Here is a 20953-nt window from a genome sequence, read left to right as displayed (position 1 = left end):
GCGTCGACCTCCGCTCCTACGATGACCCGAGCAACCGCCGGAAGGACCCTCCACGATGATCGAAGCACAGCAGCACTCGGCGACAACACCTCGGGTCGCTGCGTTCGATGCCTGGATCCGCGGTCGGTTCGTCGACCTCAACACACGCCTCGAGAACGTCTACGCCGCGCAGGAGAACCGCGCGAACGTGCACGGCATCGGCGACGAGATCAAGGCGAAATTGCGCGACGAGGGACGCGAGCTGATCACCCCACTCATCGAGGAGGGCAACACCGACGAGGGCTTCGACCGGGCGTTCGAGCTGCTCGGCAACGTCGGGTACTACATGGCCGCGTGTCGGCGCCACGAGATCACCGAACCGTCACGCGAACGCACCTCGCCGCTCGTCGAGGCGTCGACACTCGCGCTCCATCTGGGGGCAACCGTCGGCACCGCACCGCGGTTCGTGGCGAGTCACATGGAGACGTACAACCGAGCGGTCAACGGTGTCTATCGCACCTTCACGTGGGGCGCCGACGAGAAGATCTTCCTCGATTACAACACCCGCTCGTCGCTGGCCTACATGCGCGCCGCCGACGCCCTCGGCCGAATCCATCCGATGGGCATCTCGCATCCCGCCGCCAACGATCTGCTGCTGGCCGCAAAGGACGCTCTCGACCAGGCGCTCGCCCTGAACATCGAACTCGGGCGAGTGCTCGATGTCGACGAGTTCTTCTTCTCCGTCCGGCCGTACTACAAGCCCTACCGCGTCGGCTCCCAGGAGTACCGGGGTGCGAATGCCGGCGATTTCGCGGCGTTCAACCAGGTCGATCTGCTGCTCGGATTGTGCAGCCCGACCGATCCGTCCTACACCCAGGTGGTCGTCGAGAAGATCCCGTACCTGCCTCCGGACGAGCAGCGGCGGCTCCAACACTCGTTCACCCACCCGAACCTGCTCGACGGCCTGCTCGCTCACGCCGACGTGAGCAACGAGACGTGGTTCCAGGAGAATGCCGCCGCCTACCTCGATGTCTGCGCCGCGCACGGGGCCGTGGCCGCCCACCACCACGACGAGTTGGTCGCCGCGTTCATCGAGCGGCCCGCCGAAGACATCCCGCCGGAGCACCTGGAGACGATCACCGCCAGCGGACCACCGCTCGACGTCCTCGTGCGCGCGCTCGAAGGACTCCGCGATCGGCGAATCGCGGCCGACCGCGACGACATCCCGACCCGTCGCGACGATCTGGCCGCACTGCGCGCCCTGCTGCGCTGATGAGCGGCCACGACCGGTTCGTCGAGCACGACGGCGTCTATCTGCTCAGCCATTCGATCGGTCTCGCGGTCCGTGGAACTCGCGACGCGACGACCGGGTACTTCGATGCGTGGGAGTTGGACACCGCCGAGGCCTGGCCGCACTGGCTCGAATCGATCGACGCCTTCCGAGCATCGCTGGCCCGGCTGCTCGGAACCGACGCGCGTGCGATCTGCCCACAGAGCAACGTGTCGAGTGGATTGACGAAGATCCTGGGATCGATCGGCGGGCTGGCGGAGCGGCCGACGATGCTCCTCACCGAGGAGACCTTCCCATCACTCGGGTACGTCGCCGAACATGTCGGCTTCGAGGTCCGCTACATCGACCGTTCGTGCGACGCGACCGACCCGGCGGTGTGGCGCGAGCACCTCACCACCGATGTCGACGTCGTGCTCGTGACCCACGTCCACTCGAACACCGGTGAACTCGTTCCCGTGCGAGATGTCGTCGGCCTCGCGCATCAGCGGGGCGCGATCGCGATCGTCGATGTCGCCCAGTCGGTCGGGGTGATCCCGATCGACGTCGGTCGCTGGGGTGCCGACTTCGTCGTCGGGTCGTGCGTGAAGTGGCTCAGCGGCGGGCCCGGTGCCGGGTGGCTGTGGGCCGATCCCGCCTCGATCGATCGGTACGAGCCGGACGACGTCGGATGGTTCTCACACGCCGAACCGTTCGAGTTCGACATCCATCGCTTCCGCTACGCCGACGACGCGCTCCGGTTCTGGGGAGGGAGCCCGACCGTGCTCCCCTTCACGGTGGCCCGACACTCGATCGACACGATCCATGACATCGGGGTCGAGACGATCCGTCGCCACAATCTCGCCCTGACCGATCAGCTGATCGACGCGCTCGGATCCCGAGTCGTCAGCCCGCACGACGCCGAACGGCGCAGTGGCACGTGCATCGTCGACGCTGGTGCCGACATCGCGGAGACGCTCGCTCGGGCCGGCATCGGCGTCGATCACCGCCCGAACGGAATCCGGATGTCACCCCATGTACACGTCAGCGCCGACGACATCGACGAAGTCATCGCCCATCTCCGGCCCTGAGGCCGAAGGATCAGCGATCTGAGAGGTCGGGGAACAACCACCCGAGCATCGAGTACCCGAGCGCTCGCATCGTCGCGTTGTCGGCAGATTCGACCAGGTAGATCACCGCAGATCGACTGTGACGTCGACCTCGGCCTCCGGCATGTTCCGAGCCCCCACGGGCTCAGTGTGCCACCCGCAGGCGAGAGCTCTGTCTCTACTTGGTGGACTTGACGTCGTCGCCGAACGTCTCGAGCTTCAACAGGCGGACGTCGTTCGAGAACACGTCGACCGGCTTGCTCGGCTCCATGCTGAGCATCCGCTGCAGGATCCGGACCTGGGTGACCTGGTTGTACTCGGCGAACGTGACCGCCCACCCGGTGCGACCGGCGCGAGCCGTGCGGCCCGAGCGGTGCAGGTAGTCCTTGACGTCCTTCGCCGGCTCGTAGTGGATGACCGCTCCGATGTCGTCGATGTCGATCCCGCGTGCGGCGACGTCGGTCGCGACGAGCACCTGCAGCTTGTCCTCGGCGAACTTGCGCATGACGCGCTCGCGCGTGCGCTGCTGGAGATCGCCGTGGATCGCCTCGGCATCGATGCCCAGGTCCTGCAGCTTCTCGGTCGCCCGATCGCACTGCCGCTTGGTCTGGCAGAACACGATGATCTTCGGGATCCCCTTGGCGATCGAACCGATCACCTTGTCGCGGTCCATGTGATGGATCCCGAGGAAGAGATGGAGCATCTCGCCGACGGTGTCGGTGGCTTCGTCGATCGCGACGGTCTCGGGGTTCGTCTGGTACGCCCGGATCAAGTGGCCCACGTCGCCGTCGAGCGTCGCGGAGAACAGCATCGTCTGGTTGCGGTTCGTGCAGTGGCGCAGGATCCATTCGACCTGCGGGGTGAACCCGTCGTCGGCCATGCGGTCGGCCTCGTCGAGGGTGACGATCTGCATGTCGTCGAGGTTGATCTCGTCGGACTTGATCAGGTCGATCAGGCGGAGCGGGGTCGCGACGACGATCTCGACGCCCTTGGCCATCTCCTCGACCTGGTGGTGTCGCGAGGCTCCGCCGTAGACGGGGAGCACCTTCATTCCGGCGTGGTCCGCGACCGGCTGCAGGACCTCTGCGACCTGGACGGCGAGCTCACGAGTCGGCACCAGCACCAAGCCGAGCGGACGCATCGGCGACGCCTTGTCGGTGATCCGGGCGAGCATCGGAATTCCGAATGCGAGGGTCTTTCCGGAGCCGGTCTTGGCTCGGCCGCACACGTCGTGTCCCAGCATCGCGACGGGGATCGCCTCGGTCTGGATGTTGAACGGTTGGGCGAATCCACACGCCGCGAGGCCGTCGTCGATCCGTGGCGGGACTCCGAGTTCGGCGAATCCGGTCGGCGCTTCGACCGGCGGCAGCGTGTTGAAGGAGGTGAGATTCGAGGTGTTGACGTGGTCGCGATCGTGAGGCTCGGAGGGTCGCGTCCGCTGTCGACGGGGCGCTCCCCGTCGGGATTGTTGTGATGTCATGTTGTCCGAGAGCGTACCGTCAACCCGACCCGGCATTCAGAACGGTGGCAGGAGGCGACGAAGGCCGTGCTATGGTGCACTCCGTGAACCACCGTCTGCTCCTTCTTATGTAGGGCGAGCGACCACATACTCGCGCTCGCCCGCAGCCCCCGCCCCTCCCGGCCGGGGGCTCTTTTGTTTTTCGGCCTGCCCTGTACCGACCGCAATTGTTCGACCACACATTGGAGAACCGAATGCCCCCGCAAACCAGCACCCCGAATCAGATGCCCTTCGACAAGTACGCGCCGTTCGTCCCGGTCGTGCTCACGGACCGCACGTGGCCCGACGTCGTGATCGACACCGCCCCCACGTGGTGTTCGGTCGACCTGCGTGACGGCAACCAGGCGCTCATCGACCCGATGGACCCCGCGCGCAAGATGCGGATGTTCCAGGAGTTGGTCGCGATGGGCTTCAAGGAGATCGAGATCGGCTTCCCGTCCGCGAGCCAGCCGGACTTCGACTTCCTGCGCCAACTGATCGAGGACGACCTGATCCCCGACGACGTGTGGATCCAGGTGCTCGTCCAATGCCGTGAGGAGCTGATCGAGCGCACGTACGAGGGACTCGCGGGAGCGCCGCGGGCGATCGTCCACTTCTACAACTCGACCAACCCACTGCAGCGCGAGGTCGTGTTCAATCTCGACAAGGCCGGGATCAAGCAGGTCGCGGTCAACGGGGCGAAGATGTGCAAGGCACAGCAAGCCGCACTGCCCGCACGCGCCGACGGATCGACGACCGAGATCCGGTACGAGTACAGCCCCGAGAGCTTCACGCTGACCGAGCCCGACTACGCGATCGAGGTGTGTGAGGCCGTGATGGACGTCGTCGGACCGACGGCGGACGATCCGATCATCCTCAATCTGCCCGCGACGGTCGAGTGCTACTCCCCCAACGTCTACGGCGACGTCATCGAATGGTTCGGGCGGACGATCAAGCAACGCGACCACGTGATCGTGTCGCTGCACCCCCACAACGACCGCGGGTGTGCGGTTGCCGCAGCCGAATTCGGAGTGATGGCCGGCGCCGACCGGGTCGAGGGGACGCTGTTCGGAAACGGTGAACGCACCGGCAACGTCGACGTCGTCAACCTGGCGATGAACCTGTTCATGAACGGCGTCGACCCCGAACTGGACATCAGCGACATCGACAAGCTGCGGCGCGTCGCCGAGTACTGCAATCGACTGCCCGTCTCGCCGCGGCATCCGTACGTCGGCGACCTGGTGTACACCGCGTTCTCCGGCAGCCATCAGGACGCGATCAAGAAGGGGCTCGACGCGCTCGACAAGCGACGCGACACCGACACGGGCGAATACGACAAGTTCGCGGTGCCCTACCTGCCGATCGACCCGAAGCACGTCGGGCGGTCCTACGAGGCTGTGATCCGCGTCAACAGCCAGTCGGGAAAGGGTGGGGTCGCCTACGTGATGAAGACCGAGCACGGTTTCGACCTGCCGCGCCGCCTGCAGATCGAGTTCTCGAAGACGATCCAACACATCACCGAGGACACCGGGACCGAGATCGGCCCGGGGGTGATGTGGGATCAGTTCCAGGCCGAGTACCTGCCCGTCGAGCCGACGTTCAAGCTGCGCTCGCACGAACTCAACACGAGCGCCGCAGAGGATGAGGGGCGCACCGTCATCCAGGCCCAGGTCGAGGTCGATGGCCAGGCGACATCGGTGCGCGGCGAGGGCGATGGACCGGTCGAGGCGTTCGTCGCGGCGCTGCTCGGCGAGTTCGGAGCGCGGGTCGGTGGCGAGTTCGACGTGCTCGACTATGCCGAGCACGCGATCGGACAGGGTGCCGACACCATGGCCGTCGCGTATCTCGAGACGGTCCGAGGCGACGGTGAGACGCGCTGGGGTGTCGGACGGAGCTCGAACATCACCACCGCCAGCCTGCGCGGCGTTCTCGCCGCGTTCGAACGTCACGCGACCGCCTGACGCTCCGGGTCGGTCCAGCGTGCTCCCCACGTCGGCCGGGCCGAGCCAGCTCCCCCGTCGAGGAGCCGAGGATTGATACTCTCGGCGGGATGAGCTGGCTGCTGATCTCCGTCCGACGTCTGCTCTGGGTCGCACTCATCGCAGCCGTCGGCGGTGCTGCCTATTCGTGGTGGCGCGACCACAACAGCGTCGAGCCCGCCGGACCGGCCGAATGGCCCCCGCTCCCACCTCGAGCACCGAACGCGCCACAAGCGACCACGGCCGGTGCATCGATCGTCAACTCGCTCGTCGACGCGCCCGAGGCACGATCGAACGACGCATCGGCGGGGGGTTGGGTGTCGGCTGCCGAGGACGGCTCGTGCCCGATCACGCACCCGGTCAAGGCAAACGACAACTCCGGAATCTTCCACGTCCCCGACGGTCGTTTCTATCCACGTACGAATGCCGACCGCTGCTACCAGAGTGCCGAAGCCGCCGCGGCCGACGGCTACCGTCAAGCCAAGAGCTGAAGGTCAGTTCCGCAACGAAAAGGGGTACCCCTCCATGAAGGTCTCGGTCGATTTCGACGTCTGCGCATCCACCGGCGCCTGCATGCAGGTGTGCCCGGAGGTCTTCGAGGTCCGAAGCGACGGCTACCTCTACATCCTCCAGGAGGAGCCGGGCGCGGAGCTGCACGACAAGGTGAACGAGGCGGCCGACATGTGCCCGACCGCCGCCATCAGCGTCGAGTAACACGCGACGGAACTCTCCGATCGGGGCGACCGATCGAACTCGCGCCACCGCATCGGTCGGTCGGCTATGTTCGGCCGCTGACACGACCCGGGGGAGACGCGATGAAGACGTTCACGAAGCTCGCGATCGGAGTCGGTGCGCTCGCGGCGACAGCACTGCCGATCGGGCTGTCGGCAGGTGGCGTCGAGGCGACACCTGGTGCCGGGCCGACCGCGATCGTCTCGCTCGGCGACAGCTTCATCTCGGGTGAAGCCGGGCGCTGGAACGGCAACTCCGACAGCTCCTGGGCATCTCGGAACGGCACCGACCGGGCGTACCGACGCTCGGGATGGTTCTCGTGGTTCTACGACGTCGGCGCCGTCTACCCGGGGACGGTGGGCAACGGATGCCACCGCAGCGACGTCGCCCCGATCCTGTCCAACTCGATCGGTGTGCAGAACAAGATCAACCTCGCCTGCTCCGGTGCCGACACCTCGGCGATCATCGACACGGCGTACAAGGGAGAAGCGCCCCAGAGCGCGCAGCTGCTTCCGGTGGCACAGGCGAACGACGTCGAGATGATCGTGCTGTCGATCGGCGGCAACGACCTCGGCTTCTCCGACATCATCGTGTCCTGCACCCTGCAGTTCTCCACCTCGCCGTCGGCATACCCGAACCTCTGCCTCGACGACCAGCAGCCACTCGTCGACCAACGCATGCCCGGTGCGATGGCGGGGGTCGACGCGTCGATCGATGCGATCCGCTCCACGATGGCGAACGCCGGGTACCTCGATTCCGACTACCGCCTCGTGGTCGTGTCGTACCCCTCACCGGTGCCACGCGGCAACGAGATCCGCTACTCGCAGAGCGGCTACAGCCGACTCACCACCGGTGGATGCCCGTTCTGGGATGCCGATGCCACCTGGGCCCGCGACAGCTTGGTGCCCCAGATCGCCGACAATCTCCGCGCGGTCGCCGTCGACAACGGCGCGGAGTTCCTCGACTACCGCAACGCATTCCAGGGCAACGAGAACTGCTCCAACCAGGCCACACGGGTCGGCGGTCGCGGCCCCAACGGCGCGACGGCCGAGTGGTCCCGCTGGGTCGGCACCGGGGTGTTCCAGGGCGACCTCGAGGAGAGCGTCCACCCGAACGCCTCCGGCCAGCAGGCGATGGGCCAGTGTCTGACACTGCTCTGGAGTCAGCCGACCGGCGGGCAGTGGGCGTGCGACAACACTCCGAATCAGGGCCCGGCGGCGATGGTCCTGACACCGGGCTGACCCTCCGACAATTCCGTTCGACGTCGGATAGCTTGCGCCACCGTGGGATTCCATGACCAGCTCCAACGCTCGTGGTCGTCGGCCGGGTCGATGCTGTGCGTCGGACTCGATCCCGACCCGGACCGCTACCCGGCGGTGATCGCCGACGCTCCGGACGCCACCGAGCGGTTCTGTCGAGCGATCATCGACGCGACCGCCGACATCGCATGCGCGTTCAAACCGCAGATCGCATACTTCGCCAGCCGCGGGGACGAGGACGCGCTCGAGAACATCTGCCACTACATCCGCGAGGCGTATCCGAACGTCACCCTCATCCTCGACGCGAAGCGGGGTGACATCGGGTCGACGGCGACCCACTACGCCTGCGAGGCATTCGACCGCTACGGCGCCCACGCGGTCACGGTCAACCCCTACATGGGGACCGATTCGGTCGAACCGTTCTTCGACCACCCCGGTGACGGCGGGGTCATCCTGCTCTGTCGCACGAGCAACCCGGGTGGCGACGACTTCCAGTCGTTGGTGGCCGACGGTTCACCGATCTACACCCACGTGGCGCGCAAGGTGGCCGAGGAGTGGTCACAACTCGGCGACTGCGGTCTGGTCGTGGGCGCCACCTATCCGACCGAACTGGCCGATGTCCGCTCGATCGTCGGCGACCTTCCGCTGCTCGTCCCCGGAGTCGGAGCCCAGGGTGGAGATGCCGCCACCGTCATGGAACACGGCGCCGCGCCCGCCGGACGCGGTCTGATCGTCAACTCGTCGCGGGCGGTGCTCTACGCGAGCGACGGCGCGGATTTCGCGGAAGCGGCGCGCAGCGAAGCGCTGCGCACCGCCTCCGACCTGCCCGCGTGACCGAGTGGGTCGGAACCCCACCCGTCACGATCAGGCAGTCTCCATCACATCGATACTCAGCTGACGGCGTGGGCGTGGTCGGCGTCGAAGCCGCCGCCGCTCGTGCCAACGGTTCCCTGGGGACCGTCGAACTCGACGTCGGCAGGAGTGATGCCCTTGACGTCGACACCGGGAACACCGTTGACCGCTTCGGTCGAGGCGGCGAGGTTGTAGATCGCATACGCGATCGCGTCGACGTTGACATCGAGCGCCTCGATGCTCACGTTGTCGATCGTGTCACACGCCTCGTGGTAGCACTGGTCGAACTGTTCGCCGGCGATACCGCCCCAGATCGCTTGCTGCTCGGGCGTCTTGATCTCCTCCGCACCGGTGAACAAACCGCTCGCCGGGATGCCTGCGTCGATGAACGCCTGGTAGTCGGAACGACCCGAGAACTCGGAGTCCTCGTACGGCACACCCTCGATGGTGTAGAAGGCTTCGAAGAGGTCCTCGAGCTCCGCCGAGCCCGGCGGGACGACCACGGGAGCGGGGAACGTCGACTCGTCAGCGTCGTAGACGCCGTAGATGAAGTTCGGCGAACCGACCATGTCGAAGTTCAGGTACAGCGCCAACTTCTCGTAGTCCTCGTCGGAGATTCCGAACTCAGGATCGAAGATGTAGTTGGTCGAGCCAATCAGTCCGGACTCTTCCGCTCCCCACCATGCGAAACGCAAGCTGTTCTGCGGTGTGAACTTCTTGTTGTTGCCCAACGCCAACGCAGTGGCCAGGATCGTCGCCGAGCCGGACCCGTTGTCGTTGATTCCGGGACCGTCCTGGACCGAGTCGAGGTGTGCACCCGCCATCACGACGTTGTCGGTGTTGACTCCCTCAAGATCGGCGATCACGTTCGACGTGCTCTTCGTGTCGTTGACCGTCTCCGCTGCGAGGTCGACGTTCTGGGCGTCGATCAATGCGACGCCGTCGTCGTATGACACGTCGAGCACCGGGATGTTGACCGTACCGACGACGCCTTCGCCGAGGGTGCCGCTGATGAGGTCGAACCGACCCTCTGCGTTGCCCTGGTTGAAGATGATCACGGCCTCGGCCCCCGCGTCGTTCGCGTTGGTCGCTTTGTCCCCGAAGGAGCACAAGCCGCGTTGGACGAGGGCGATGTCGCTGTCACCCGAGAAGTCCAGTCCGTCGAAATCGGCGGTTTCACAGCCCGAAGTCGAATTGTTCCCGAGACCGAGGTCGAGGTCGATCGGGATGACGTTGCCATCGGTGATCGATCCCGAACCCGAGAACGAGAAGGTCTGAGTTTCGACCGGCTGACCGTCGTTGCTCAACGAGCTGGAGACCTCGGTGAAGAGTGTGAAGTCGAACTCCTGGATGGTGACGTCGTATCCGGCGTCCTCCATCAGGTCGGCGACGTACTCCGCTGATGCGTCGTAGCCGGGCGTGCCCGATGCGCGGGTTCCCCCGTTGGCGTCGGCGATGGCCTGCAGCGCATCGAGGTGGCCGACCACGTCGTCGGCATCCACACAATTGAGCAGTTTGTCGGTCTGGTTGAGGTTCTGGTTCTCACATCCCGCTTGCGACGGACCGGCCGAGGCGATGCTCGGTACCGAGACTGCGGCGAGCAGAACGGAGAGTGACGCAGCGATGCGTCGGTTTCGATGGCTGAATGCCATAGGTTCACCTTTCGTTGGTCCACACCTGCCGCCCCAGCGTGCAGAGTGGTCATCCGCCCACCGTGCGTGAGGGTACCCAACTTCGTGCGGCTCAAACCCGCGACCCCGGGTATTGGTTCGAATCCACCCCCGCAGCCGTTCTCGTGAACTTGTCCGGCGCTCCGTGCGCGAACAGTTCACGAGATCGCAGGTGGCGCGGTGTCAACGGCCCGTCGTGGGCCGCGTGTCGGTCAGGCGGAGAGGGTGACGACGCTCACGATGCCGGGTGCGGCGCGGAGGTCGTCGAGGATCGCGCTCGGGACGCGCTTGGTCGGAGCGATCAGCATGACGGCCTTGTCGTCGTCGGTACGGCTCACGTCCATGTCGGCGATGTTGACCTCGGCCTCACCGAGCAGCGTGCCCACGGTGCCGATGACTCCGGGGCGGTCGTCGTTGGTGATCACGACCATGTTGTCGACCGGCGGCACGTCGAAGGGGACCCCGTCGATGCTGACCACGCGCTGTCCGGCGCGCGGACCCGACAGGGTGCCGCCGATCGAGTGGCCGTTGCCGCTCACCGTGAGCAGGTTGACGTAGTCGGCCGACGTCGCGCAGTTGACCTCGCGGACGCTGAGCCCGCGGTCCTTGGCGAGCTGCGGTGCGTTGACGTAGGTGACCGGATCCTCCGAGATCGAACCGAAGAATCCCTTCAGCACAGCGAGCTCGATGATGCGCGTGTCGTAGCCGGCGATCTCGCCCTCGACACACACCTCGAGCACGTCGGGCGTCGCGCCGACCAACGACTGGAACATGCTGCCCAGACGCTCGGCCAACGGCAGGAACGGCCGGACGGTCTCGTTCGCCTCGGTCGCGTTCACGTTGACGGCGAACGGCACGAAATCTCCGGCGAGTGCGAGTTCGACCATCGACGCGATCGTGTCGCCGGCCTTGTCCTGCGCTTCACGGGTACTCGCGCCGAGGTGCGGCGTGACGACCACGGAAGGGATGTCGAACAGCGGCGACTCGGTCATCGGCTCGCTCGAGAAGACGTCGAGTGCCGCACCGGCGATGATGCCGTCGTTGATGCAGTCGGCGAGATCCTGCTCGTGGACGATCCCGCCGCGCGCGACGTTCACGACGCGCAGTGAGGGCTTCGCCTTGACCAGCAGGTCACGGTTGATCAGTCCGATGGTCTCAGGCGTCTTGGGCAGGTGGACGGTGAGGAAATCCGACTCGGCGATCAGCTGATCGAGGTCGAGCAGCTCCACACCCATCTGACGGGCGCGGTCCTCGGACACGAACGGGTCGTATGCGACGAGGCGCATCCCGAAACCCTTCGCACGATCGGCGACGAGCTTGCCGATCCGGCCGAGACCGACGACACCGAGGGTCTTGTCGACGAGTTCGACACCCTCCCACTTGCTGCGCTCCCAACGGCCCTGGACGAGTGCCGCGTGCGCCTGGGGCACGTTGCGCGCCGAGGCGAGCAGCAGCGCCATCGTGTGCTCCGCCGCCGAGACGATGTTCGACTGCGGTGCGTTGACGACCATCACACCCTGGGCGGTCGCTGCCTCGACGTCGACGTTGTCCAGCCCGATGCCGGCCCGGCCGACCACCATGAGGTCGGACGCAGCGGCGAGCACGTCGGCCGTGACCTGCGTCGCGGAGCGGATGATCAATGCCGAGGCTCCCGGCACGACCGAGATCAGCTCGTCCGGAGACAGTCCGAGCCGGGTGTCGACCTCGTGTCCAGCTTCGCGGAGGCGATCGAGGCCGCCCTCGGCGATCTCTTCGGTGACCAGGATGCGTGCCATTCCCACTGCCTATCGGCTCCACACGCCGCCTCGCCACCGATTGAACGATCCGTCAAGTGGCAGGCGGCACCGGCGTACATTGCGTGCGTGGCCGACGGCGCTCCCTCACTCCCCGATGCCGAGATCGACGGCGCGCTCGACGACATCGAGACGTGGTTCGTCGAGCGCGGGCTTCCCCACTTCGTGGAGCGGTCGACGGACGGGTCGGTGCTCGATGCCTGGACGCGGGCGCTCCCCCTCCTGGTCGGCGCCTACCTGCTCCTCGGGTTCAACGCGCTCGACCTGCGGAATTGGACTTTCGCTCAGAACCTCGCGGCGGCGGCCGTGGTGATCATGGTGCTGATCGCCGTGTGGGCGCTGTCGAACCGATTGCGCAACGTCGCCACGTTTGCCCGACCGACCGACATCGATGCCCCGGAGCTGGTGTTGTTCGTGGTCGGGCCGGCGCTGCCCGTACTGCTCTTCGGCCAACCGGGGGACGCGCTCGAGAGCGTCGCACTCGCGCTCGTTCTCCTGGCGCTGATCTACCTGTGGTCGTCGTACGGCGTCGGTCCGCTCCTGCGCTGGGGGGCTCGTCGCGGCAGCCGTCAACTCGCGAGCCTCGGGTCACTCGTGGCGCGGGCGCTGCCGCTGCTCCTGCTGTTCAACACGTTCTTGTTCGTCAACGCAGAGGTCTGGGAGATGGCCGGGACGCTCGACGGCCCCGCCTATTTCATCGTGATCTTCACGTTCTTCGCGCTCGGCGCGACGTTCGCCCTCAGTCGGGTCCCGGGAACGATCCGTGGCGTGAACGACTTCGAACAGTGGGAGGACGTCGATCGGATCCTGGTCGGGACGCCGGCCGAACCGCTGCTCCCGATCCTTCCGCCCGGCGCAGAGCGGGCACCGGCCAGCACCCTGCGGTTCCGCCAGCGGCTCAACATCGGCCTCGTGGTCCTGTTCGGTCAGGCGCTCCAGATCACGCTCGTGACTGCGGCATTGACCGGATTCTTCATCGGCTTCGGATTCCTCGGGATCACGGAGTCGACGGCGCTCGGTTGGACCCGGCTCGACGAGTTGCACATTCTGTTCGAGACATCACTCGGAGATCGCCAGCTGATCCTGAGCGAACCGCTCATCCGGGTGTCGGTGTTCCTCGGGGCGTTCTCGGGCATGTACTTCACCGTCGTCCTCACCACCGACGACACCTATCGTTCGGAGTTCACCGACGAGGCCGGCCCCGAGATCCGCGAGGCACTCGCCGTGCGCGCCGCCTACCGTGTCGCTCGTGACACCGAACAAGCACCGGAGCTGACATGAGCACGATCGACATCAACGGCGACGACGATCCACGTGCGCTGACCGACCCTCCCGACAACATCGAGATTCGCACGCTGCACTCCGCCGACGAGATGGTCGAGCTGTGCGCTGTGTTCCAGCAGGTCTGGGGTTCGTTGACCGAGCTCGTGACGATCGAGATCCTGATGGCCGTGTCGCACTCTGGCGGCTACATCAGCGCCGCGTTCGAATCGCGCGGAGACGGCGAGAAGATGCTGGGCGCATCGGTCGGGATCCTGGCCCGACACCAGGGTCGACCGGCCCTGCACAGTCACATCACGGGTCTGCTCCCCGGCGCTCGACGGTCGGGCGTCGGGCGAGCGATGAAGATGCATCAGCGTCGCTGGGCCGCCGAACACGACATCGATTGGATCGTGTGGACGTTCGATCCGCTCGTGCGCCGCAATGCCTGGTTCAACATCGAGGTGCTCGGCGCCGAGGCCCACGAATACCTGCCGTCGTTCTACGGGACGATGACCGATTCGATCAATTCCGGCGACGAATCCGATCGGCTGCTCATGGCCTGGCCGGTCGTCGACGGCAACGAACGATCCACACGAGAAGAACCGACCGGCGACGGCGTCCTCGTTCCCACCCCGGAGGACATCGTCACGTTGCGCCGCACCGATCCCGCTGCCGTTGCACGCTGGCGCCAGGCGACCCGCGACGCGCTGCAGGGCGCACTCGACCGGGGTGACCGGGTAGTCGGATTCACCGCCGACGGTGAGTACGTGGTCGAATCCGGATCATGATCTCATCGAACGACTCACCGCTGAAGCCGGTCCGCATCGAGCAGGTCGAACTGCGTCGGATCGCGATGCCGCTCGTCTCGCCGTTCCGCACGAGCTTCGGAGTCGAAACCGACCGTGACATCCTGATCGTGCACGTCGAGGCGGATCTCGACGGAGTCGCGATCGACGGCTGGGGCGAGTGCGTGGCGCTCGGCGAGCCGACCTACTCCGCCGAGTACGTCAACGGAGCGCAGCGCGTGATGGTCGAGCACTTGCTCCCCCGCCTCGCCGATGCGGCAAGCGAAGGAATCGACGCAGCCGATGTCGGCGAACTCCTCCGCTCCGTCCACGGGCACCCGATGGCGAAGGGCGCGATCGAGGCCGCCGTGCTCGACGCTCAACTTCGTGCCGCCGGAATGTCGTTCGCCGAGTTGCTCGGAACCGACACCGACACGAAGGGTCGACCGAGCCGCATCCCGAGCGGCGTGAGCGTCGGCATCCACGACACCGTCGAGGCATTGCTCACCACTGTCCAGGGATACATCGACGACGGATACGTCCGCATCAAGCTGAAGATCGAGCCGGGCTCGGACATCGAACACGTCGCTGCGGTCCGCGACCTGATCGGCCCCGACGTTCCGCTCCAGGTCGACGCGAACACCGCCTATCGGCGCACCGACGGGCAGCACCTGGCCCAGCTCGACCAGTTCGATCTGCTCCTCATCGAACAACCGTTGGCAGAGGAGGACATCGTCGGACACGCCCGGCTCGCCGACGAGGTCGAAACTCCGATCTGCCTCGACGAGTCACTCGTGTCTGCCGAGGGCACCGCCGACGCGATCGAACTCGGCGCGTGCGAGATCGCGAACATCAAACCCGGCCGAGTCGGCGGGTACCTGGAGGCGATCCGGATCCACGACCTGTGCCTCGCCCGCGGTGTTCCGGTCTGGTGCGGCGGCATGGTCGAGACCGGGATCGGCCGCGCCGCGAACGCTGCGCTCGCCGCGCTCCCTGGATTCACCCTGCCCGGTGACATCAGCGCGTCGACCCGCTTCTACGCGCGGGACATCGTGACCGATCCGATCACGGTCGTCGACGGCCACGTCACGGTCCCGACCACACCGGGCATGGGCTTCGACATCGACCGACCGTTCCTCGACTCCGTCACCACGTCGGTCGAAACCATCCACCTCTCCCCCTGACCCACGCGCGCAACGCCGTTCTCGTGAACTGTTCGCGCACGGAGCGCCGGAGAAGTTCACGAGAACGACGGGGGCGGTGACCAGCCGGCGGGGTCAGGCGGGCTTCGTGGCCATCAGCGAGTACATGAGCGGCACGAGATCGCGCTGTTCGGGTGGCAGCTTCCACTGGCCATCCTCCGCGACCATGTGATCGAACATCTTCCACTCCAGGCCGCGATGCTCCTCGAGCAACGTGACGACGAGGCCGTGGCGGGTGAGCGCGGTGAAGATCTCACCGAGGCCGTGATTCCACTCGTACGTGCGGGTGTTGACGATCGGTTCGTCGTGCTCGACGTAGGTCGTGTCCTCGTCGAACACCAGCGGCTCGACCGTCTCGAAGTACGGATAGGTGATCTTCAACCCGTCGGAGGCGTCGTCGTCGATCGCCCACAGCATCGGATGCCCCTCACGAATGTAGAGCTGCCCACCCGGTGCGAGCAGACCGGCGACGATGCTCGCCCACCGATCGATCGACGGCAGCCAGTTGAGCGCCCCGACCCCGGTGTACACCAGGTCGAACGTCGTCCCGAGCAGATCCACCGCATCGTCGACCCGCCCCTCGACGAAGGTCCCGGGCGTCCCCGTCACCTCGAACAGGCGGCGTGCGTGCCCGAGTGATTCACCCGACTGGTCGAATCCGACGACCTCCGCGCCGAGCCGCGCGAGCGACAACGTGTCGGTCCCGATGTGGCACTGGAGGTGAACGGCGCGCTGCCCGCTGAGATCGCCGAGGAAACGACGGTCGAAGCGGACGACGTCGCTCAACTCGTCGGAGCTGCTCCGGAGCCGGTCGAGGTCGTACCCGGTGGACGCGACATGCACACCGGCACGCTCGTCCCAGTTTCGGCGATTCGCTTCGTACTGCTCGTGCGCGTCGTTCGACATCGCCCAATTCTGCCGCAGACACCTACCCGGTCATCCACCAGTTCCCGGGACCGACCCGGTGACGCTTCCAGCCCCAGCCCGGCGATCTCGTGATCTGTTCGCGCACGGAGCGCCGGAGAAGTTCACGAGAACGGCCTGCGGCGTCGTCAGGTGACGATGTCGGACAGGGCGTCGACGACGCGGTCGACCTCGTCCGCGGTCGTGTAGTGCACGAACGACAGTCGCAGCGCACCGCGTTCGGGGTCGACGCCCATCCCGTCGAGGCACCGCCATCCGTAGAAGTGACCCGCGGTGGTCTGGATGCCGCGGTCGACGAGTCGGCGTTCGAGATCGACGGGCTCCATCGAGATCGGGGACACACTGATCGTCGGGCAACGGTGACCCGGCGTCGCATCGAGCGTGGCCGGGCCGAGCAGGCGGAGCTGTTCGTTGCCGTCCACCGCATCGAGCAGGCGCTGCGTCAGCACATCCTCGTGCGCTTGCCAGCGTTCGGAGACATCGGCGCACGCGTGACGCAGCGACGCAGCCGGATCTCCGCCCTGGTGGTGGTGCAACGACTCGATGTAGTCGAGCACAGCGTCGGAACAGCCGACCTGCGCGTGGTCCGGGCCGGCCGGGCTCATCCGAGCGGAGGGCAGCGAAGCGTTGAAGAAGTGGCTCTGGTTGGGGAGCTCCTCCATCAGATCACTCCGCACGACCATGACCCCCTGGTGGACCGAGTACACCTTGTAGAGGCTGAACAGATACACATCGGCACCGATCGCTCCCACGTCGGGGATTCCGTGAGGGACGAACGACACTCCGTCGACGATCGCCCGAGCGCCCACGGCGTGCGCCAGTTCGCACACGCGTGCGACATCGTTCTCCTTGCCGACGATGTTCGACGCGTGGGGCACGGTGACGAGCCGGGTCCGTTCGGTGAGCATCGACGCGAACTCGTCGATGTCCAGCAGTCCCGTCGCCGGATCGGTCCGCCATTCGAGCATGGTGCACCCCACCCGCTCCGCCATCCGACGGGTGCTGCCGGTGTTGGCCTCGTGGTCCTGATTGGTCACGATCACCTCGTCGCCGGGCCCGAGCAACTGCCCGAACGCCTCGGAGAGGACGTAGGTGTTCATCGACGTGGATGGTCCGAACACCACCTCGTCCGTCGCGACGCCGAGCGCCTCGGCCCAACGCCGGCGCGCGCGATCCATCTTCTCGCCGGCCGCCGTCGACGGACCGCCCGGCGAGTACGGCTGGACCTTCGTGTGGGTGTAGAAGTCGCCGAGCGCCTCGATCGTCTGCTGACACGCATAGGACCCGGCGGCGTTGTCGAAGAAGCACTCACCGGCATTGCCGGGCGACGCGAACGCCGGGAACTGCGACCGCACGAACTCCAGATCGAGAGTTGAACCCATGCGCGTCAAACTAGTCCGACGCCCCTCGCTCCGACCCAGACCCGCGGTCCCCTCCCGCCGGCCGTTCTCATGAACTGTTCGCGCACGGAGCGCCGCAGAAGTTCACGAGATCGGAGTTCCGTGCTGCGCCAGTACAGTCAGCCGAACTATGGCTCACCCGTTCCTCTCCGACGAATGGATGGAAGCGGCTCGCTCCATCCGAGCGCAATATTCCGACCAGGTGCCCGAGGTCGAGGTCGACCTGCGGATCAACCAGATCGTGACCGACGTCCCGTTCGGCCACGAGGTCGTCCACACCCACCTGGACACCACGTCGGGCGGCGTGGTGATGGAACTCGGCCTGCTCGACGACGCCGACGTGACCGTGACCGCCGACTACGACACGGCCAAGGCGCTCTTCGTCGATCAAGATCCGGCGATCGCGATGCAGTCGTTCATGAACGGCAAGATCAAGGTTCAGGGCGACATGATGAAGCTGATGGCGATGCAGACCATGCTGCCGTCGAACGAGTTCACCGACAAGATCTCCGAGGAGATCAAGAACATCACCGAATAGGTCGGGTGCACGGCACCGTCCAGGTGTCGGCTCAGGTGTCGGCCAACGGGGCCAGAGCCTCGGCGAGCTGCTCGACGCTCCATTTCGAGTCCTGTTCGACCGTGTCGCTGATCGACCAGCCCTCGACGCGCTTGACGATGCCGCCCTGCGCGAGGAACGTCGCGCCGCTGAACTCGCACCGGTCGGTGCTCAGGTACGCGACGAGCGGTGAGATGTTGGCGGGGTCCCACTCGTCGAAACCGTTCTCGGCGGGCGCCATGATGTCGCCGAGACCCGGCGTGGCGAGAGTGAGCCGGGTGCGGGCGCCGGGCGCGACACAGTTGCTGACGACGTCGTAGCGCGACAGCTCCTTCGCCGCGATCTCGCTGAAGGTCGCGATTCCCGACTTGGCCGCGCCGTAGTTGCCCTGACCCGGATTGGCGAACAACCCGGACGTGCTCGACGTGTGCACGAGGTTGCGTCGCTTGGCACGACCTGCCTTGTGTTCGCTGCGCCAGTAGACGGCGGCGTGCCGGGTCGGGGCGAAGTGGCCCTTGAGGTGGACGGCGATGACGTCGTCCCATTCGGCTTCGGTCATGTTGACGATCGTGCGATCGCGCAGGATGCCGGCATTGTTGACCACGACGTCGAGATCGCCGTATGCATCGATCGCCGTCTGGACGAGGCGTTCGGCACCGGCCCAGTCGGCGACGTCATCGGAGTTCGAGACGGCCTCGCCACCGGCGTCGCGGATCTCCGCGACGACATCGTCCGCAGGGGTCTCGCCCAGTTCGGACCCGTCGTTCGCTCCCCCGTGATCGTTGACGACCACCCGGGCGCCCTCGGCGGCGAAGAACAGCGCGTGTTCACGGCCGATCCCGCGGCCGGCGCCCGTGATGATCGCTACCCGGCCATCCAGCGAAGTCATGTCGTGCACCGTAGCCAGCGAACCCGACGGCATCTCAATCTGATGACCCGCTCACCAGGGCCGTACAGGTCAGAGGAAGATCAGGTCGATCGCAGTGCCGCGCGGGAGAACCTCTCCGACGGGAACGTCTTCATCGTCGATCGTCGCCTCGACGAAGGTGCCCTCGGTCGTTCCGAGCAGGCTGCCGACGGTGAAGCCCGTCTTCACCAGCAGGTCCTGCGCAGCCGTGAACTCGAGGCCGTCGAGGTCGGGGAACTCCACGACATCGGGGCCCTTGGAGACCCGCACGGTGACGGTGCCGCCACGCTCGAGGGATTCACCTGCGGCTGGCGTCTGCGAGACGACCTGCCCCGAGGGCACGGTGTCGCTGAACACGTCGTCCTCACGGACGTACTCGAGTTGCATCCCCTCGATCGTGGTTCGACCTTCTGGACCGGTGCCGGTCGTCAGGTCGGGGATGACCCGTGGCTCGGGGCCCTTCGAGAGGGTCATCACGATCGTCTCACCGGGGAGGATCTGGGCGCCGGCGCGCATGCCCCCGTCGGCGTCGCCCTGAACCTGCCACACGATGACCGCCTCGGCTGGAACGGTCTCGGAGAACTCACGGTCATCGCCCTCGATCCCGATCAGACCGAGATCGGCCAACTCAGTGACCGCAGCGTTGAACGGCAGTTCGTCGAGTTCCGGCAGTGAGCGGAACTCCGGCCCGTCACTCAGCACCAGGGTGAACGGTTCGCCTTCGTCGAGTTCGACACCGGCCCCGGGAGCGGTGCGGATGACGGTGTCGGGCTCGGGGAACGAATCGCTTCGTTCCCGAACCGTCTCGAGTTCCCATCCGTTCCCGGAGATCTGGTTGAGCGCCTCGGCCTCGGACACTCCGGCGAGGACCGGCACCGTGAACGACTTGGTCTGCAACAGCAGCGAACCGGCGTACGCCAGCGCCCCGAGACCCACGAGCAGCAGCAGCACCATCGCAATGATCGGACCCTTGCGACGTCGGGACGGTGCATCGTCGTAGAGTTCGCCCCCGGCGGGCGCAGTCCGATCGGGTGCAGTGTCGGTGATCGGCATCACGGCGGTCGCGACGGGTGAGGCATCGAGTTCGGCATGAAGATCGGCCAATGCCGGATCCTCCGGCGCATCCGTGTGCTCCGGGTCGGTCGACGAATCTGCCGGTTCGGCCGTGGTGACGGCAGTCGGCACAGTCGTGGCATCGGCATCGCTGTCATCGGCGTCGTCGGAATCGCTGTCCGGCTTCACGTCCGACTCCGGGTCGAGTTCCGACCTGGCAGCGGCGTCCGTTTCGGACTCGTCGGCGTTCAACTCGGGCTCGGAATCGTCATCCGCGGCCGGTTCGTCGACAGCCGCGGCCTCGACCACGTCAGCGGCGATCACCGCAGTTGCCACGGTGGCTGCGTCCGCCGCACCGTCGGCTTCCTGATCGTCCTCGGCGTCGGGTTCCTGCTCGTCCTCGGCGTCGGGTTCCTGCTCGGGAGCGGGCTCGACATCGGCGGAATCCGAACCGTCGACAACGTCGGACTCCGAATCGACCGTCGGGACGTCGACCGGGACGTCAGACTCCTCGACGACATCGGACTCCGAATCGACCCTCGGGACGTCGACCGGGACGTCAGACTCGTCGACGACATCGGACTCCGAATCGGCCGCGGGGACGTCGACCGGCGAGGCGGATTCGTCGACGACATCGGATTCGGGCTCCTCGGGCGACGGCGTCAGCTCGGCCTCGGAAGGCTCGGGGGAATCGGGATGCGACGCCGCACCGATGCCTCCCCCGC

18 protein-coding genes are annotated in these 20953 nt (G+C 66.4%); 11 read left to right on the top strand and 7 right to left on the bottom strand.

The window, feature by feature from the left end:
• The first annotated feature begins 55 nt into the window (after positions 1–55).
• Together WBV89_RS11755 and WBV89_RS11750 are read left to right on the top strand one after the other, a co-directional pair.
• Positions 56–1252, top strand: a complete 1197-nt coding sequence (locus tag WBV89_RS11755; RefSeq protein WP_423981540.1) for a PrnB family protein — start codon at positions 56–58, stop codon at positions 1250–1252.
• Positions 1252–2337: an aminotransferase class V-fold PLP-dependent enzyme gene (locus WBV89_RS11750; protein ID WP_423981539.1), complete on the top strand. Its 1086-nt coding sequence runs from the start codon at positions 1252–1254 to the stop codon at positions 2335–2337. Before WBV89_RS11755 ends, WBV89_RS11750 begins: the two co-directional genes overlap by 1 nt.
• A 196-nt stretch (positions 2338–2533) precedes the next feature.
• Here the strand turns inward: WBV89_RS11750 and WBV89_RS11745 are convergent, their stop codons facing one another.
• Positions 2534–3835: a DEAD/DEAH box helicase gene (locus WBV89_RS11745; RefSeq protein WP_423981538.1), complete on the bottom strand. Its 1302-nt coding sequence runs from the start codon at positions 3833–3835 to the stop codon at positions 2534–2536.
• Between the two features lie 233 nt (positions 3836–4068).
• Here WBV89_RS11745 and leuA point away from each other — a divergent pair, with 233 nt between their 5' ends.
• From leuA to pyrF, 5 genes are all read left to right on the top strand, one after another.
• On the top strand, positions 4069–5814 hold the full coding sequence (gene leuA / locus WBV89_RS11740; protein ID WP_423981537.1) for a 2-isopropylmalate synthase: 1746 nt from the start codon (positions 4069–4071) through the stop codon (positions 5812–5814).
• 89 nt (positions 5815–5903) lie between these two features.
• On the top strand, positions 5904–6323 hold the full coding sequence (locus WBV89_RS11735; protein WP_423981536.1) for a hypothetical protein: 420 nt from the start codon (positions 5904–5906) through the stop codon (positions 6321–6323).
• A gap of 34 nt (positions 6324–6357) precedes the next feature.
• The gene (locus WBV89_RS11730) at positions 6358–6546 is read left to right on the top strand and encodes a ferredoxin (RefSeq protein ID WP_423981535.1); all 189 of its coding nucleotides are present in this window, start codon (positions 6358–6360) and stop codon (positions 6544–6546) included.
• A gap of 101 nt (positions 6547–6647) precedes the next feature.
• Positions 6648–7805 carry a GDSL-type esterase/lipase family protein gene (locus WBV89_RS11725; RefSeq protein ID WP_423981534.1) on the top strand — a complete coding sequence of 386 codons (1158 nt, stop codon included), beginning with the start codon at positions 6648–6650 and terminating at the stop codon, positions 7803–7805.
• Between the two features lie 42 nt (positions 7806–7847).
• Positions 7848–8657 (top strand): orotidine-5'-phosphate decarboxylase, encoded by an 810-nt coding sequence (gene pyrF, locus WBV89_RS11720; RefSeq protein WP_423981533.1) that lies wholly within the window; start codon positions 7848–7850, stop codon positions 8655–8657.
• Between the two features lie 56 nt (positions 8658–8713).
• Here the strand turns inward: pyrF and WBV89_RS11715 are convergent, their stop codons facing one another.
• Both WBV89_RS11715 and serA read right to left on the bottom strand, forming a co-directional pair.
• Positions 8714–10327 (bottom strand): M28 family peptidase, encoded by a 1614-nt coding sequence (locus WBV89_RS11715; protein ID WP_423981532.1) that lies wholly within the window; start codon positions 10325–10327, stop codon positions 8714–8716.
• 230 nt (positions 10328–10557) lie between these two features.
• Positions 10558–12120, bottom strand: coding sequence for a phosphoglycerate dehydrogenase (gene serA, locus WBV89_RS11710; RefSeq protein WP_423981531.1), 1563 nt, complete (start codon positions 12118–12120; stop codon positions 10558–10560).
• 87 nt (positions 12121–12207) lie between these two features.
• Between serA and WBV89_RS11705 the strand changes: the two genes are divergently transcribed.
• The 3 genes from WBV89_RS11705 to menC are packed head-to-tail and all read left to right on the top strand — an operon-like array spanning position 12208 to position 15370.
• Positions 12208–13419: a hypothetical protein gene (locus tag WBV89_RS11705; protein ID WP_423981530.1), complete on the top strand. Its 1212-nt coding sequence runs from the start codon at positions 12208–12210 to the stop codon at positions 13417–13419.
• The gene (locus WBV89_RS11700) at positions 13416–14189 is read left to right on the top strand and encodes a GNAT family N-acetyltransferase (protein WP_423981529.1); all 774 of its coding nucleotides are present in this window, start codon (positions 13416–13418) and stop codon (positions 14187–14189) included. The genes WBV89_RS11705 and WBV89_RS11700 overlap by 4 nt, the downstream gene beginning before the upstream one ends.
• Entirely contained in the window at positions 14186–15370 is a 1185-nt protein-coding gene (gene menC / locus WBV89_RS11695) for an o-succinylbenzoate synthase (RefSeq protein ID WP_423981528.1), read from the top strand. The genes WBV89_RS11700 and menC overlap by 4 nt, the downstream gene beginning before the upstream one ends.
• 93 nt (positions 15371–15463) lie before the next feature.
• Here menC and WBV89_RS11690 read toward each other — a convergent pair whose 3' ends face one another.
• A complete protein-coding gene (locus WBV89_RS11690; RefSeq protein WP_423981527.1) occupies positions 15464–16294 on the bottom strand; it encodes a class I SAM-dependent methyltransferase in 831 nt (276 codons plus the stop codon).
• A 146-nt stretch (positions 16295–16440) separates the two neighbouring features.
• On the bottom strand, positions 16441–17694 hold the full coding sequence (locus WBV89_RS11685; RefSeq protein ID WP_423981526.1) for an aminotransferase class V-fold PLP-dependent enzyme: 1254 nt from the start codon (positions 17692–17694) through the stop codon (positions 16441–16443).
• Between the two features lie 148 nt (positions 17695–17842).
• Here WBV89_RS11685 and WBV89_RS11680 point away from each other — a divergent pair, with 148 nt between their 5' ends.
• Positions 17843–18250, top strand: a complete 408-nt coding sequence (locus WBV89_RS11680) for an SCP2 sterol-binding domain-containing protein (RefSeq protein ID WP_423981525.1) — start codon at positions 17843–17845, stop codon at positions 18248–18250.
• A 31-nt stretch (positions 18251–18281) separates the two neighbouring features.
• On the opposite strand, the gene WBV89_RS11675 is transcribed toward WBV89_RS11680, so the two are convergent.
• Positions 18282–19157: an SDR family oxidoreductase gene (locus WBV89_RS11675; RefSeq protein ID WP_423981524.1), complete on the bottom strand. Its 876-nt coding sequence runs from the start codon at positions 19155–19157 to the stop codon at positions 18282–18284.
• Positions 19158–19226: 69 nt separating this feature from the next.
• Positions 19227–20953, bottom strand: a 1727-nt coding sequence (locus WBV89_RS11670; protein WP_423981523.1) for a PASTA domain-containing protein, incomplete at its 5' end; no start/stop codon positions are given.

The organism is Ilumatobacter sp., assembly GCF_049588435.1.
GTDB lineage: Bacteria > Actinomycetota > Acidimicrobiia > Acidimicrobiales > Ilumatobacteraceae > Ilumatobacter_A.
This window is presented reverse-complemented; position numbering and strand designations above follow the sequence as displayed.

Coding starts and splice junctions, on each gene's coding strand:
- WBV89_RS11755 (WP_423981540.1), top strand. CDS start 56: ATGATCGAAGCACAGCAGCACTCGGCGACAACACCTCGGGTCGCTGCG.
- WBV89_RS11750 (WP_423981539.1), top strand. CDS start 1,252: ATGAGCGGCCACGACCGGTTCGTCGAGCACGACGGCGTCTATCTGCTC.
- WBV89_RS11745 (WP_423981538.1), bottom strand. CDS start 3,835: ATGACATCACAACAATCCCGACGGGGAGCGCCCCGTCGACAGCGGACG.
- leuA (WP_423981537.1), top strand. CDS start 4,069: ATGCCCCCGCAAACCAGCACCCCGAATCAGATGCCCTTCGACAAGTAC.
- WBV89_RS11735 (WP_423981536.1), top strand. CDS start 5,904: ATGAGCTGGCTGCTGATCTCCGTCCGACGTCTGCTCTGGGTCGCACTC.
- WBV89_RS11730 (WP_423981535.1), top strand. CDS start 6,358: ATGAAGGTCTCGGTCGATTTCGACGTCTGCGCATCCACCGGCGCCTGC.
- WBV89_RS11725 (WP_423981534.1), top strand. CDS start 6,648: ATGAAGACGTTCACGAAGCTCGCGATCGGAGTCGGTGCGCTCGCGGCG.
- WBV89_RS11715 (WP_423981532.1), bottom strand. CDS start 10,327: ATGGCATTCAGCCATCGAAACCGACGCATCGCTGCGTCACTCTCCGTT.
- serA (WP_423981531.1), bottom strand. CDS start 12,120: ATGGCACGCATCCTGGTCACCGAAGAGATCGCCGAGGGCGGCCTCGAT.
- WBV89_RS11700 (WP_423981529.1), top strand. CDS start 13,416: ATGAGCACGATCGACATCAACGGCGACGACGATCCACGTGCGCTGACC.
- menC (WP_423981528.1), top strand. CDS start 14,186: ATGATCTCATCGAACGACTCACCGCTGAAGCCGGTCCGCATCGAGCAG.
- WBV89_RS11690 (WP_423981527.1), bottom strand. CDS start 16,294: ATGTCGAACGACGCGCACGAGCAGTACGAAGCGAATCGCCGAAACTGG.
- WBV89_RS11685 (WP_423981526.1), bottom strand. CDS start 17,694: ATGGGTTCAACTCTCGATCTGGAGTTCGTGCGGTCGCAGTTCCCGGCG.
- WBV89_RS11680 (WP_423981525.1), top strand. CDS start 17,843: ATGGCTCACCCGTTCCTCTCCGACGAATGGATGGAAGCGGCTCGCTCC.
- WBV89_RS11675 (WP_423981524.1), bottom strand. CDS start 19,157: ATGACTTCGCTGGATGGCCGGGTAGCGATCATCACGGGCGCCGGCCGC.